This window comes from Streptomyces poriferorum, from assembly GCF_019399235.1.
Lineage (GTDB): Bacteria > Actinomycetota > Actinomycetes > Streptomycetales > Streptomycetaceae > Streptomyces > Streptomyces poriferorum.
Window position 1 is genome coordinate 21,198 of the sequence record NZ_JAELVH010000021.1, and the last position, 12,661, is coordinate 33,858.

Annotated in this window: 14 protein-coding genes; 8 read left to right on the plus strand and 6 right to left on the minus strand. The window is 71.9% G+C overall.

The features are described from left to right. Positions 1–9 precede the first annotated feature (9 nt). Positions 10–546, plus strand: a complete 537-nt coding sequence (locus JGS39_RS06190) for an arginine repressor (protein WP_136327514.1) — start codon at positions 10–12, stop codon at positions 544–546. A gap of 98 nt (positions 547–644) precedes the next feature. Here JGS39_RS06190 and JGS39_RS06195 read toward each other — a convergent pair whose 3' ends face one another. Both JGS39_RS06195 and sigJ read right to left on the minus strand, forming a co-directional pair. Further along, positions 645–1,097, minus strand: coding sequence for a VOC family protein (locus JGS39_RS06195; protein ID WP_219567710.1), 453 nt, complete (start codon positions 1,095–1,097; stop codon positions 645–647). Positions 1,098–1,219: 122 nt separating this feature from the next. Beyond that, on the minus strand, positions 1,220–2,152 hold the full coding sequence (gene sigJ, locus JGS39_RS06200) for an RNA polymerase sigma factor SigJ (RefSeq protein WP_219567711.1): 933 nt from the start codon (positions 2,150–2,152) through the stop codon (positions 1,220–1,222). 208 nt (positions 2,153–2,360) lie between these two features. On the opposite strand from sigJ, the gene JGS39_RS06205 reads away from it, so the two are divergent. Next, positions 2,361–2,939 carry an NADPH-dependent FMN reductase gene (locus JGS39_RS06205; RefSeq protein ID WP_219567712.1) on the plus strand — a complete coding sequence of 193 codons (579 nt, stop codon included), beginning with the start codon at positions 2,361–2,363 and terminating at the stop codon, positions 2,937–2,939. Between the two features lie 42 nt (positions 2,940–2,981). After that, on the plus strand, positions 2,982–3,863 hold the full coding sequence (locus JGS39_RS40640) for a nuclear transport factor 2 family protein (RefSeq protein WP_236063056.1): 882 nt from the start codon (positions 2,982–2,984) through the stop codon (positions 3,861–3,863). 106 nt (positions 3,864–3,969) lie between these two features. On the opposite strand, the gene JGS39_RS06215 is transcribed toward JGS39_RS40640, so the two are convergent. The 3 genes from JGS39_RS06215 to JGS39_RS06225 all read right to left on the minus strand — a co-directional run bounded on the left by JGS39_RS06215 (position 3,970) and on the right by JGS39_RS06225 (position 6,622). Beyond that, entirely contained in the window at positions 3,970–4,671 is a 702-nt protein-coding gene (locus JGS39_RS06215) for a L,D-transpeptidase family protein (protein ID WP_219567713.1), read from the minus strand. Between the two features lie 83 nt (positions 4,672–4,754). Beyond that, positions 4,755–5,348, minus strand: coding sequence for a pyridoxamine 5'-phosphate oxidase family protein (locus JGS39_RS06220; protein WP_219567714.1), 594 nt, complete (start codon positions 5,346–5,348; stop codon positions 4,755–4,757). Positions 5,349–5,389: 41 nt separating this feature from the next. Then, the gene (locus JGS39_RS06225) at positions 5,390–6,622 is read right to left on the minus strand and encodes a hypothetical protein (protein WP_219567715.1); all 1,233 of its coding nucleotides are present in this window, start codon (positions 6,620–6,622) and stop codon (positions 5,390–5,392) included. A gap of 257 nt (positions 6,623–6,879) precedes the next feature. On the opposite strand from JGS39_RS06225, the gene argH reads away from it, so the two are divergent. From argH to JGS39_RS06240, 3 genes are all read left to right on the plus strand, one after another. Further along, the gene (argH, locus tag JGS39_RS06230) at positions 6,880–8,313 is read left to right on the plus strand and encodes an argininosuccinate lyase (RefSeq protein WP_219567716.1); all 1,434 of its coding nucleotides are present in this window, start codon (positions 6,880–6,882) and stop codon (positions 8,311–8,313) included. A 65-nt stretch (positions 8,314–8,378) separates the two neighbouring features. Then, on the plus strand, positions 8,379–9,350 hold the full coding sequence (locus tag JGS39_RS06235) for an aldo/keto reductase (protein WP_219567717.1): 972 nt from the start codon (positions 8,379–8,381) through the stop codon (positions 9,348–9,350). 86 nt (positions 9,351–9,436) lie between these two features. Next, positions 9,437–10,327: a sigma-70 family RNA polymerase sigma factor gene (locus JGS39_RS06240; protein WP_219567718.1), complete on the plus strand. Its 891-nt coding sequence runs from the start codon at positions 9,437–9,439 to the stop codon at positions 10,325–10,327. A 20-nt stretch (positions 10,328–10,347) separates the two neighbouring features. Here JGS39_RS06240 and JGS39_RS06245 read toward each other — a convergent pair whose 3' ends face one another. Continuing rightward, positions 10,348–10,872 (minus strand): HAD domain-containing protein, encoded by a 525-nt coding sequence (locus JGS39_RS06245; RefSeq protein ID WP_219567719.1) that lies wholly within the window; start codon positions 10,870–10,872, stop codon positions 10,348–10,350. A gap of 85 nt (positions 10,873–10,957) precedes the next feature. Here JGS39_RS06245 and JGS39_RS06250 point away from each other — a divergent pair, with 85 nt between their 5' ends. Next, positions 10,958–11,509, plus strand: a complete 552-nt coding sequence (locus JGS39_RS06250; protein WP_219567720.1) for a TetR/AcrR family transcriptional regulator — start codon at positions 10,958–10,960, stop codon at positions 11,507–11,509. Next, complete coding sequence (locus JGS39_RS06255) at positions 11,506–12,597, plus strand: MFS transporter (protein ID WP_219567721.1); 1,092 nt, start codon at positions 11,506–11,508, stop codon at positions 12,595–12,597. Before JGS39_RS06250 ends, JGS39_RS06255 begins: the two co-directional genes overlap by 4 nt. The last annotated feature ends 64 nt before the right edge of the window (positions 12,598–12,661 follow it).

Here is a 12,661-nt window from a genome sequence, read left to right on the forward strand (position 1 = left end):
GCGACGACGATGACCGAGGCGCAGGATTCCGAGCACGGCGGGCCGTCCGTGCCGCAGACCCGCACCGCACGCCACCGCCGGATCGTGGACATCCTGAACCGGCAGCCGGTGCGCTCGCAGAGCCAGCTGGCCAAGCTCCTCGCGGACGACGGGCTGAGCGTCACCCAGGCGACGCTCTCCCGGGACCTGGACGAGCTGGGCGCGGTGAAGATCCGCAACACCGGCGGCGAGCTGATCTACGCGGTGCCGAGCGAGGGCGGATTCCGCACCCCGCACGCACCGCTGGGCGGCTCCGCCAAGGAGGAGCGGATGCGCCGTCTCTCCGCCGAACTGCTGATCTCGGCGGAGGCCTCGGCCAACCTGGTCGTGCTGCGTACGCCTCCGGGCGCCGCCCAGTTCCTCGCCTCGGCGATCGACCAGGCCGAGCTGCACGACATCCTGGGCACCATCGCCGGCGACGACACGCTCATGCTGATCAGCCGCGATCCGGCCGGCGGGCAGGCGCTCGCCGACCATCTGCTGCGGCTCGCACAGAACGAGCGTTAGAGCTGCGGTGAGGACCCTGTCGAGGGGCCGTCCTGCGCAAGCCGGACGGCCCCTCGACGCCGTGGCGGGGCGTCACTCCTCGGGGCGCCCTGGGGCGTTCAGCCTGCGGTGAGACCGGAGAACGCTTCGGTCGTGAGCTTCTGGAGCTCCGCGAGCGGAACGTCACGGAGTTGCTGCGTGAGCCCCCACCGATGGCCGAACGGGTCGAGCAACTGGCCTTCCCGCTCGCCCCAGAAGGCGTCGTTCAACGGGCGAATCACGGTGGCCCCGGCACCGACGGCCCGCTGCCAGGCGTCATCGACATCGCCGACGTGCAGGCAGAGGGCGCCGTAGGTGCCGCCGAAGTGCTGCGGCCCGTAGGAATCCATCTCGGGGAACTCGTCGGCCAGCATCAGGGTGATCGTCCCGATGCGGACCTGGACGTGGATCAGCCGGCCGCCGGGCACCACGAGCCTGGTGAGCTCTTCGGCTCCGAAGGCCTGTTGGTACCAGGCTGACGCCTCGTCCGCGCCGCGCATGGTCAGGTGCAGGGTGTGGGAGTGGAACGACATCGGTACTTCCCTTCCTGGAATCCGGATCCGTGCGGTCCGGGCACCGCGGCACAACGTGCCGACGGCCCGACCGGTCGACGTCCCCGCGGCGGCAGTTGTCAGGCGGGAGTCCGGCGGGCACCTCAACGGCTCCATGGCCGCAGCTTGTCCGGGTTTCGAATCGCCCAGATGCGCCGGATGCGGGACTCCTCGATGTCGAACGCGTACACGGTCAGAACCTGATCGCCGTCCACCGCCACGAGGCCCGGCTGCCCGTTGACGCTCCGCTCCAGGAGGTCCAGCCGGCCTGCGAGGCCCGCCAGATACACCAGGAACTCCGCGACCTCCAGGTGTCCCCGGACAGGCGTCGGCGAGGCTGTCGCGCGACCACCACCGTCGGCGACGGCGACGACCGACGGGTCCAGGAGCCGTACCAGGGCGTCCATGTCCTTGGCCTGCCACGCCTGCCGGAACTCACCCACGACGGCGGACCGCTGCCGGGCCCGTGCCCCGCCGGTGCGGGCGGCAGCCACGCGCCGGCGGCCCGACGAGGCGAGCTCGCGGCAGGCTCCCGGCGTGCGGCCGACGATCGCCGCCACCTCGTTGAACGGCACCCGGAACACGTCGTGCAGCATGAAGGCGACGCGCTCGGCCGGCGTCATCGAGTCGAGCACGACCAGGAACGCCATCTCGACGGACTCGTCCAGCGTGATGTGGTCGGCGGGATCCCTCGCCGTCGATCCCTGGGAGAGCCCGCTCCACTCGGCGCGCTCCGGCACCGGCTCCGGAATCCACTCACCGACGTACCGCTCCCGGCGCACCCGGGCCGAACGGAGCTGGTCCATACAGATGCGGCTCACGACGGTGGTCAGCCAGGCCGCGGGATTCGCGACAGCGGCCCGGCGCTCCACGGACTGCGCGAACCAACGGGCGTACGCCTCCTGGACGGCGTCCTCCGCCTCGGTCAGTGAGCCGAGCAGCCGGTAGGCGAGATTCGCGAGGCCGCGCCGTTCCGCGATGAGCGGCTCGTCCTCGGGGCCTGCCGCGGCGTCCTCGTTCCGGCCTGTGATGTCCATGGGGTCAGCGCCTTCCAGTCGTCACGCACGAATCCTCCCGTGAGGGACGACGCGTCAGCCCCCGCCGGTGTCAGGCGGCGACGCGGCCCCCGTCCCCTGACGATCGAGGGCGCTGCCGCGTCGGTGTGGGTGCGGGCACAGCGGACGGCCGCGATGGACGGCCGCCTGTCCGTGACGCAGCCAGGGAACCGTGACAGGAGGACGCAGCATGACCAGGATCGGCATCGTCATCGGCAGCACCCGTCCGGGACGGCTCGGCCCGCAGGTGGCCGGGTGGGTCCATGAAGTCTCGGCGCGGAGGTCCGACGCCGAGTTCGAGCTCGTCGATCTCGCCGAGTTCCGGCTCCCCCTCTTCGACCAGGTGGTTCCACCCGCCATGGGCGGCACCGGAGGCCCCGGGGCACAGGCCTGGGTGCGCACGGTCGAGTCGCTCGACGGGTTCGTGTTCGTCACGCCGGAGTACAACGGCCAGCTGCCCGCCGCGCTCAAGAACGCCATCGACTTCGTCCACGCAGGCTGGGCGGACAAGGCCGCCGGGATCGTCGCCTACGGCGTCGCCGGGGGCGCGGGGTCCGCTGCCCAGTTGCGGCAGCTGTGCGGGTTGCTCGGGCTCGCCGACGTGCCGGCCCAGGTCTCTCTTCACCTGGCCACGGACTTCGATGACTTCAGGGTGTTCGCTCCGAGTGCGTCCCGGGCGCGCTCGCTGGACGAACTGCTCGACCGCGTTGCCGGCTGGACCGCGGCACTCGAGCATCTGCGCAGTGCCCGCACCGCGACCATCGCCTGAACCGCCTCCCGCCGAAGGACACCAGTAAGGAGACGATCGAGCATGCCTCACCTCACCGTCCACGCTCTCGAGCCGCAGATCGCCGGCCACGAGAGGGACCTCATCGCCCGGCTCACGCAGGCGGTCACCTCCGTCTACGGAGAGGCGGCCCGCGATCTCGTGGCCATAAGGCTCGTGGGACTCGCGGCCGGCCGCTGGGCCGTCGGCGGGGTGCCGTGCCAGGAAGCGGCGCCTGCCGTGACGTTCGCCGTCAGGGAGAACGCGTTCACCCGGGCCGACGGCCGGCAGATCGCGGCCCGGCTCGTCGCCGCGGTGACGGACGCGGTCGCGACGACCCTCGGCGAGCACCACCGGGACGGCATCGTCGTCGACCTCGTTGCCACACGCGACGATCGCACCGCCGTCGGCGGCCGGCTCGTGAGTGACGTGGCGGGGCGCGAAGCGGACGAGTTTCGGGACCGTGTCGAGATCGAGGCGCTCCGCGCCGAGTTCACGGACGCGGTGATGATGAATGACCACGATCGCCTCGCCTCGCTCTTCGTGCCCGACGGCGTCGTCCGCATCCCGGACGCCGGTATCGAGGCCGTCGGCCGCGACGGGATCCGGGGCCTCGGACAGCAGCGTGAGGCGGGCTTCGACGTCTTCGTCCAGACGGCCCACCCCGGCGTCGTCTCCCTCTCGGGAGACACCGCGACCGGCCGTGCCTGTCTCTCCGAGGTCATCCGGATCCGTGGTGGCGGCTCGCACCTCAATTACGCGCTCTACCACGATCGTTACCGGCGAACTCCGGAAGGCTGGCGCTTCGTCGAGCGCGCGTACGAGATCCGCTACCTGGACTCCACGCCACTCGCCGGTGGGCCGGGTGGATCTTTGATGGATCACGGACAGCCGTACTCCGCGCAGACCTCGGAGCCGAGGGGCTGAGCGTCTCAGGGGCTGAGCGGCGGAGACGGGGGCCGGGTCAGGCTCAGCCCTTCGCCACATGTGGACACGGCTTCCCAGGAGCTGCCAGCGGGCGGACCCGCGGATCTCAGTAGCGCGTGATCGCGGTCGGGCCCGAGCGGGTCCCGATCGCGATGTGCGGACGGCGGGCCGGATCGGCCCAGGCCAGGATCCGGTCCATCGCGGACGCCGGCACGGAGACACAGCCGGCTGTCGCTCCCCGGCCGTTGACGTGGAGGAAGATCCCGGCGCCGCGCCCCCTCACCGGCCGGTCGTAGTTGAAACCGATGACGAGGGCCCGCGCGTACTGCGTCGGGTACGTGATCAGGTGCTCGGCCTCGTCCGCCCGGCAGTCGGCGGGGCGCGGTTCCACCCACCGGTTGTAGGCGCGCGCCGCGTTGTCCTGGCACCACCACGACCGGTCGCCGACACGGCGGTACGGATAGCGCGTCCCGGGCCGGGCCGCCTCGACCCCGAAGGCGTACGGCAGGTCGTACAGCCCGGTGGGCGTCGTGTCCGTGCCCTGCTCGCGCGAAGCGCCCTCGGCCAGCCCGTTCGCCCCGAACCGTGCGGGCGCCGACCCGGCCACCAGCCAGCGGCCGCCCCGCAGACTCCACCAGGTGACCGTGCCCGTGGTGGAGGAGGTACCGGCTGCCTCGGCCGTGATGAGCTGGCTGCCGCCGCCGGTGTCGGCCGGCCGCCACGGCAGCGGCGCCGCCACCGGGGGCCGGGCTCCGACGAGGCCGGCGAGAGCGATCAGGACCGAACCGGTCACCAGGAGTCTGCGCATGCCCCGGACCGTAGACCGGCTGCCGCCCGGCCACCCGCGGACCTGCTCCGTACGGCCCAGTGGCTCAGGACGGTCCAGGCCGTTCAGGACGCGGGCGGCATGACCGGCAACGGGAGCGGCAGGCCGGGCAGGCCGTCGATGCTGGTGGCGACGTGCTCCTTCTTCTCGAAGTAGGCGCTGAGCGAGGCGTCGTCCTCCCGCGCGAAACGCTGCCCGTGCAGCGGCCGGTCCTCGTCGTAGCTCATGAACGGCACGCCGTATCCGCAGGTGTCCCGGATCAGTTCGGCCGTCACCACGATGACGGCCCGCAACCCGTGCCGGGAGGGATCCACCCCGTCGAACCGTGCCAGGAGTTCCGGGAAGCGGGGATCGTCCCGGAAGACAGGCTCACCGCGGCCGTGCACCCGCACGATGTTCGGCGGCCCCTGGAAGGCACACCACATCAGGGTGATCCGCCCGTTCTCGCGCAGATGGGCGACCGTCTCGGCGTTGCTCCCGGCGAAGTCCAGATAGGCGACGCGCTGCTCGTCCAGCACGGTGAAGGAGCCGCTGAGGCCCTTGGGGGAGAGGTTGACCGTGCCCTCCCCGTCCAGCGGCGCTGTCGCGGTGAAGAACACGGGCTGCTCCTCGATGAAGGTCCGCAGCCGCCCGTCGATACGTTCGTAGGTTTTTCCCATGCCGCGAGTATCCGCGCCGATTCCGGGCGGAGCGGTGAGTTTCAGCCCGTGGGACGGGCGTATCCCGCCGCCCGGTACAACCGCTGCGCCGCCACCCGCACCGCCCGCGCCCGGTCGGGCGCGTCCCGCGCGGACAGCCACTCCCGGGAGAAGCCGTTCGCGTGGGGCAGCAGGGCCCGGGTAGCCGCCCTGACCACGGCGGATGACGGGTCGTCGATGAGCGGTGCCAGCCCGGCGCGCGTCACGGCGTCGAGGGCACGCAGTCCGGTGACCGCGTGGACGCGCACGGCGGCCTCGGGATGGCGGACCAGGGCCCACAGCGTCTCCGCGTCCGTACGGTCGCCGCATTCGCCGAGCCCGGCGGCGGCGCCCGGCTCGGTGACCTCGCCGGTGCACATCGCCCGGTACAACGGCAGCGGGTCGGTCCCGTCCTGCCGCAGTACGTACCGGGCGCAGGCCCGTACGACTCCCGAACGGTCCGTGAGCCGGGCCCGCGCCTCGTCGTGCCGCCCGGTGCGCCGCAGCGCGGTGACCCCCGCCGCCCGCACGCGTCCGTTCCGGGCCTTCAGCAGTACGCCGAGCACGTCGTCGTGGTCCTCGTCCCGCATCGACGCGATGGCCGCGTCCGCGCAGAGGTCCTGGAGGGACGCGTCGCCGGAATCCGCGGCCAGGCGGGCGAGCCGGCCGGGCGCGAGAAGGCCGCGGTCGACGGCGATGCGGTGGGCGAAGCGGCGTGTGGCGCGGTCCGGGCTCGTCAGCAGGGGCTCCATCTGCGCGGCGGGGCCGTCGCGCAGCAACCGGTCGAGCAGGTCCACCGCGAACCGGCCCTGTTCGCGGCGCGCCAGCAGCAGGATCAGTTCCGCGTGGTGCACGAGCGCGGAGCCGGACCGCTCCGACAGCAGGGCCCGGGCCCGTTCGCGTACCGGAGCCGCCCAGTCCGTGCACCGCACGATCAGGAGCGGCAGCAGGGCCGGGGAGCCGGACGTCAGGTCGAGGGCCGCCTCGCGGATCCTGCCGTCGTGGTGGCACAGGGCGATGACGGACGCGGACTCCGATGCGGCCCGGGGGGTCCGTCTCAAGATCGGCAACGGAGCGTTCCAGGGCCACTGCACCCACCGGCCGGCGGGTGCGACATGCACTCCGAGTTCCCAGGGCGGCAGGTCGCGTATGGCGCGGTCGAGGGCCGGCCAGCATTCCGCCGAGGCGTGTCCGAGCGCCTCGTCCAAGGACGCGCCGCCGGCCAGCTGCCGTGCCGCCGTCGAGGCGTCGTTCATGGTCCCCCCTGGGTGTGCCGAAGATGCAGACCGTAGCGAGGGCGGCGCGCCGACGCACGCGCTTTGTCCGGCGGCGGGGACGCCGCCGTCAGCTTTGACAAAACATACAGAGGACCGCATAGTTATGCCTGTGAGTGATTGCGGCAGTGGCTGCACCGTGGATCGCGCCGTGAGCAGGCGTCCGTGACCGAGGGTGCCGCACTCGCACGGGCAAGCGGTCGCACATCCAACCCCCTGGTTCTTCCGAGGAGCACGCAGTGAGCAACGGCAACGGCAACGGCGACGTACGTCTCTGGGGCGCCCGCTTCGCGGACGGTCCGGCCGAGGCGCTGGCCAGGCTGTCCGCGTCCGTCCACTTCGACTGGCGGCTCGCGCCGTACGACATCGCCGGCTCCCGCGCCCACGCGCGCGTCCTCAACAAGGCGGGCCTGCTCACCGAGGACGAGCTGAAGCGGATGACCGCCGGGCTCGACCAGCTGGAAGCCGATGTCGCGGACGGCTCCTTCACCGGCACCATCGCCGACGAGGACGTCCACACCGCCCTGGAGCGCGGGCTGCTGGAGCGGCTCGGCCCCGATCTCGGCGGCAAGCTGCGTGCCGGGCGGTCCCGCAACGACCAGATCGCCACGCTCTTCCGGATGTACCTGCGTGACCACGCCCGCATCATCGGCGGTCTGATCGCCGAGCTCCAGGACGCCCTCGTCGGCCTCGCCGAGGCCCACGCGGACGTGGCCATGCCGGGCCGTACGCACCTCCAGCACGCCCAGCCGGTGCTCTTCGCCCACCACGTCCTGGCGCATGTGCAGTCCCTGTCCCGGGACGCGGAGCGGCTGCGGCAGTGGGACGAGCGGACCGCGGTGTCCCCGTACGGCTCCGGAGCCCTCGCCGGTTCCTCGCTCGGACTCGACCCCGAGGCGGTCGCGGCCGACCTCGGCTTCGAGCACGGTTCGGTGGGCAACTCCATCGACGGAACGGCCTCGCGGGACTTCGTCGCCGAGTTCGCCTTCATCACCGCGATGACCGGCGTCAACCTCTCCCGGATCGCCGAGGAGATCATCATCTGGAACACGAAGGAGTTCTCCTTCGTCACCCTGCACGACGCCTTCTCCACCGGCTCCTCGATCATGCCGCAGAAGAAGAACCCCGACATCGCCGAACTGGCCCGGGGCAAGTCCGGACGGCTCATCGGCAACCTGACCGGCCTCATGGCCACCCTCAAGGCCCTGCCGCTCGCGTACAACCGCGACCTCCAGGAGGACAAGGAGCCGGTCTTCGACTCCTGCGACCAGCTCGAAGTCCTGCTCCCCGCCTTCACCGGCATGATGGCCACCCTCACCGTCAACCGCGCGCGCATGGAGGAGCTGGCCCCGGCCGGGTTCTCGCTCGCCACCGACATCGCCGAGTGGCTGGTCAAGAAGGGTGTGCCGTTCCGGGTCGCCCACGAGGTCGCCGGTGAGTGCGTCAAGGAGTGCGAGAACCACGGCATCGAGCTCGACGAGCTGACCGACGAGCAGTTCGCGAAGATCTCCGAGCACCTCACGCCCGAGGTCCGCACGGTCCTCAACGTGGCCGGTGCGCTCGCCTCCCGCAACGGGCGCGGTGGTACGGCTCCTTCGGCCGTCGCCGTCCAGCTGGCCGAGCTCAAGGCGGACCTGGCGACCCAGCACGCCTGGGCGGCCGCCCGCAAGTAGCCGCACGAGCATCGCGGGCTACGTTGGGGGTAGGGGAGATTCCTGCCGACGACGAGGAGCCCGCGATGCCGTTCGCCCGACTGACCACAGCGACCACCCCGACCGCTCACATCGGGCTCGGCCTGGCAGCGGTCGGCAGGCCCGGCTACATCAATCTCCACCGCGACCGCGATCTGCCCGGCGAGCGGACCGTCGACGACCTGCGCGCCCGGACGCACGAGCTGCTGGACGCGGCCTACGCGCAGGGCGTCCGGTACTTCGACGCCGCCCGTTCCTACGGCCGCTCCGAGGAGTTCCTCGGCGACTGGCTGACCGCCCGGCCCGAGGTCCGCGACATCGTCGTCGGGAGCAAGTGGGGCTACGCCTACACCGCCGGCTGGAGCGTCGACGCCGAGGCGCACGAGGTCAAGGACCACACCCTGGCCACGTATCTGCGCCAGCGCGCCGAGACCGCTGAGCTGCTCGGGGACCGGCTCGACCTCTACCAGATCCACTCGGTGACCCCCGACAGCCCGGCGCTCACGGACAAGGAACTGCACGCCCGCCTCGCCGCGCTCGCCGCGGACGGGGTCAGCGTCGGCCTCTCCACCAGCGGACCGGCCCAGGCCGAAGCGATCCGCGCCGCCCTCGCCGTCACGGTGGACGGCGAACCCCTCTTCCGTACGGTCCAGGCCACCTACAACGCCCTCGAGACCTCGGCCGGACCGGCGCTCGCCGAGGCACATGCCGCCGGGCTCACCGTCATCGTCAAGGAAGCCATGGCCAACGGCCGGCTCGCGGGGACGGAGGCCCCCGCCGTGATGCGGGAGATCGCCACCGAGGAAGGGCTGGGCAGCGACGCGGTCGCTCTGGCGCTGGTGCTGCACCAGCCCTGGGCCGGTGTCGTGCTCTCCGGGGCGGCGACCGTCAACCAGCTCTCCGGCAACCTCCACGCGGCCGTCCTCGACCTCGACGAGGAGCGCAGGGCCGGGCTGGACGCGCTGGTCGAGGAGCCGGAGGCGTACTGGCGGCACCGTGCGTCGCTCCCGTGGAGCTGAGCCTTCCCCGTACTGCTGTCACATCGGACCGCTCCCGTACGTCAGCGTGGTGACGGGGTGACGGCACACTGCGCAGGAGGACGGCTGTGGACGGAAACGAGTTCCTGGCGGCACGCTTCGAGGAGGACCGGAACCGTCTCAAGGCTGTGGCCTACCGGATGCTCGGCTCCGACAGCGAGGCGGAGGACGCTGTCCAGGAGGCCTGGATCCGTCTCGGCCGCTCCGACAGTGCGGCGATCGGCAACCTGGGCGGCTGGCTGACCACCGTGGTCGGCCGGGTCTGCCTGGACATCCTGCGCTCACGACGCACCCGCCGGGAGGAACCCCTGGAGACCGGCGAGCCGGATGCGCACCGGCCCGGCCGGACCCTGGGGCCACAGCCGGGCGCAGACCCGGAGCAGCAGGCGCTGATGGCCGACTCGGTGGGCCTCGCGCTGCTCGTCGTGCTCGAGACGCTGGACCCGGCCGAGCGCCTGGCCTTCGTGCTGCACGACATGTTCGCGGTGCCCTTCGACGAGATCGCCCGGATCGTGGACCGCAGCCCGGCCGCCGCCCGGCAGCTCGCCAGCCGGGCCCGCCGCCGGGTCCAGGGCGCCGACCCGGTTCCCGACCCGGACGCGGCCCGCCGGCGGGAGGTCGTCGACGCGTTCCTCGCCGCCGCCCGCAGCGGCGACTTCGACGCGCTCGTCGCCGTGCTCGACCCGGATGTCGTGGCCCGGTCCGAAGGAGCGGCCGGAGCCGCCTCGCTCGTGCGCGGGGCCGCGAACGTGGCCCGCCAGGCGATCATGTTCGCCCCGTACGGCCGGTCGGCGCGGTTCGCCCTGCTCGACGGCGCCCCGGCCGTCGTCTCGGAGGTGGAGGGGCGGCGCTTCTCGGTCATGCGGTTCACGATCGAACGCGGAAAGGTCGTCGAGCTGTTCGTGATCAACGACCCGGCGCAACTGCCCGGGCTCGACCTGATCCTCCTCGGCGACTGACGGAAGGGCGGCGGGGGCGGTCAGCCGGCCGTTCCCCGGCTGTCCGCCCACGCGGCCAGCGCGTCGAAGTCGGCCCGCTCCAGGCCGATCCGCGGATCCGTCGTCAGCAGCAGGCTCTCGCCGCCCGCACCCTGCCCGGCGACCCACGCCCGGTCCCGGTCGGTGATCTCGTCGTCGACCCATGCGAACGGCCGCCCGGCCGCGTACTCCACGACGTACTGCGTCTTCCAGTACGTCCCGGCAGGTGCGGCGCCGTGCATGTCCGGCCAGTCGATGTACGGCAGCCGGGGCAGCCCCAGACGCGGCCCGATCCACTCGTTCGCCTCGTCCTTCCAGGTGGTCGCCCAGATCAGCTCGTAGCGGCCGGCCAGCGCGAGCAGCTCCCCGCCGTGCTCCGGGTTGAGCAGAACGGGCAGGGCCACGCCCTCGGTCCACCCTGTCGGCCGCATGAGGTGCCTGGTGTATCCGTCCGGCGTGCGGCGGCGGGAGAGCGCTGCGTACGGATTGAGCGGACCGTCGATGTCGATCAGCAGCAGCGGCTTCATGCGGACATGGTCCTCCGCGCACGGCGAGCGGCGCGAGCCCATTTCCGGTGAGACATCAACGTCTCAAGTGGGTTAGTGTCGTCTCATGACTCTTGATCGTGAGCAGGTGCTGCGCAGCGCCGCAGCCCTGCTGACCCGCAAATCGACGGCCACCATGGACGAGGTGGCCAAAGCCGCCGGCATCGGCCGCGCCACCCTGCACCGGCACTTCGCCGGACGGGACGCCCTGGTCAGGGCGTTGGAGGAGCTGGGGATCCAGGAGTTCGAAGCGGCCCTCGACACCGCGGTGCTGGACGAGGGGACCTCGCAGGAGGCGCTGCGCCGGTTCGTCGCCGCGATCGAGCCCAGCGCCGGGCTCCTCTCCTTCCTCGTGACCGAGAATCAGCTCTTCGAGGGCGACGGACAGAACGACGGCTGGGACCGGCTGGACGCCCGCGTTGCCGCGTTCTTCCGGCGCGGCCAGGAGCGCGGCGAGATCCGCATCGACCTGACCCCGGCCTGGCTGACCGAAGCGCTCTACGGGCTCATCAGCAGCGCGGCGTGGGCCGTTCAGGCGGGCCGGGTGGCCGGACAGGACTTCGCGTACATGATCGTCGAGTTGCTGCTCGGCGGCGCACGCCGGAGCGTGGAGCAATGAGCAGCATGGAACAGCAACCGGAGCCCGCGCCCGAGCTGTACCGCCCCGGGCGGTGGATCGCGCTGTCCGTGCTCGTGCTCGCGGTGCTGCTGGTGGCCATCGACGCCACCGTGCTGGGCCTCGCGACCCCGTTCCTCAGCGAGGACCTCGAACCGACCGGCACCCAACTGCTCTGGATCGGCGACGTCTACTCCTTCGTCATCGCCGGGCTCCTGGTCTCGATGGGCAGCCTCGGTGACCGGATCGGCCGCAAGAAGCTGCTGCTGTGCGGTGCCACCGCCTTCGGCGCGGTCTCGGTGCTCAACGCGTACGCGAACACGCCCGAGATGATGATCCTGGCGCGGGCGCTGCTGGGCGTGGCGGGTGCCACCCTGATGCCGTCCACCCTCGCCCTGATCCGCAACCTCTTCCACGACGCCCGCGAGCGGAGCCTCGCCATCGGCATCTGGGGAGCGATGGCCTCGGCCGGTGCGGCGGTCGGGCCCGTCGTCGGCGGATTCCTCCTGGAACACTTCTGGTGGGGCTCGGTCTTCCTGATCAACGTGCCGGTCATGGCGGTACTCGTCGTGGTCGGCATCAAGATGATCCCCGAGTCGAAGAACCCNGCAGGGACCACCGCCCGCCGCTACTCCGTACGCGTCGTGGTGACCGGAGGCCTCGCCGGGATCGGCTTGTCACTGGCCGCGGTCTCCGCCGTCCACAAGGACACCGCCTATCCGCTGATCGGCGCACTCCTGCTGGTCGTCGGCGTGGGGGCGGGCTTCGCCTTCACGGTCACCTCCGACGTGATCCTCTCCAGCGTCCCCAAGGAGCACGCCGGCTCCGCGTCCGCGGTCTCCGAAACGGCGTACGAGCTGGGAGCCGCCCTCGGCATCGCCCTGCTCGGCTCCATCGTCACCGGGGTGTACCAGGGCTTCAATGCCCCCGCCGGAACTCCGCCCGACATCGCGGCGGCCGCCCAGGACGCCTTCGTCGACGGGCTGGGTGCCGCCTCCGCCATCGGCGCGGTGGTGCTGATGGCGACGGCGGTCGCCGCCTGGTTCCTGCTGCGTGGCCAGGAGCTGGAGGAAGGCATCGTGCACGACTGACGCGGGCACGCGGAAGGGCCCGTACCACCGACCGGCGGTACGGGCCCTTCCCGAGTTCCTGTGT

Coding starts and splice junctions, on each gene's coding strand:
- JGS39_RS06190 (WP_136327514.1), top strand. CDS start 10: ATGACCGAGGCGCAGGATTCCGAGCACGGCGGGCCGTCCGTGCCGCAG.
- JGS39_RS06195 (WP_219567710.1), bottom strand. CDS start 1,097: ATGTCGTTCCACTCCCACACCCTGCACCTGACCATGCGCGGCGCGGAC.
- sigJ (WP_219567711.1), bottom strand. CDS start 2,152: ATGGACATCACAGGCCGGAACGAGGACGCCGCGGCAGGCCCCGAGGAC.
- JGS39_RS06205 (WP_219567712.1), top strand. CDS start 2,361: ATGACCAGGATCGGCATCGTCATCGGCAGCACCCGTCCGGGACGGCTC.
- JGS39_RS40640 (WP_236063056.1), top strand. CDS start 2,982: ATGCCTCACCTCACCGTCCACGCTCTCGAGCCGCAGATCGCCGGCCAC.
- JGS39_RS06215 (WP_219567713.1), bottom strand. CDS start 4,671: ATGCGCAGACTCCTGGTGACCGGTTCGGTCCTGATCGCTCTCGCCGGC.
- JGS39_RS06220 (WP_219567714.1), bottom strand. CDS start 5,348: ATGGGAAAAACCTACGAACGTATCGACGGGCGGCTGCGGACCTTCATC.
- JGS39_RS06225 (WP_219567715.1), bottom strand. CDS start 6,622: ATGAACGACGCCTCGACGGCGGCACGGCAGCTGGCCGGCGGCGCGTCC.
- JGS39_RS06235 (WP_219567717.1), top strand. CDS start 8,379: ATGCCGTTCGCCCGACTGACCACAGCGACCACCCCGACCGCTCACATC.
- JGS39_RS06245 (WP_219567719.1), bottom strand. CDS start 10,872: ATGAAGCCGCTGCTGCTGATCGACATCGACGGTCCGCTCAATCCGTAC.
- JGS39_RS06250 (WP_219567720.1), top strand. CDS start 10,958: ATGACTCTTGATCGTGAGCAGGTGCTGCGCAGCGCCGCAGCCCTGCTG.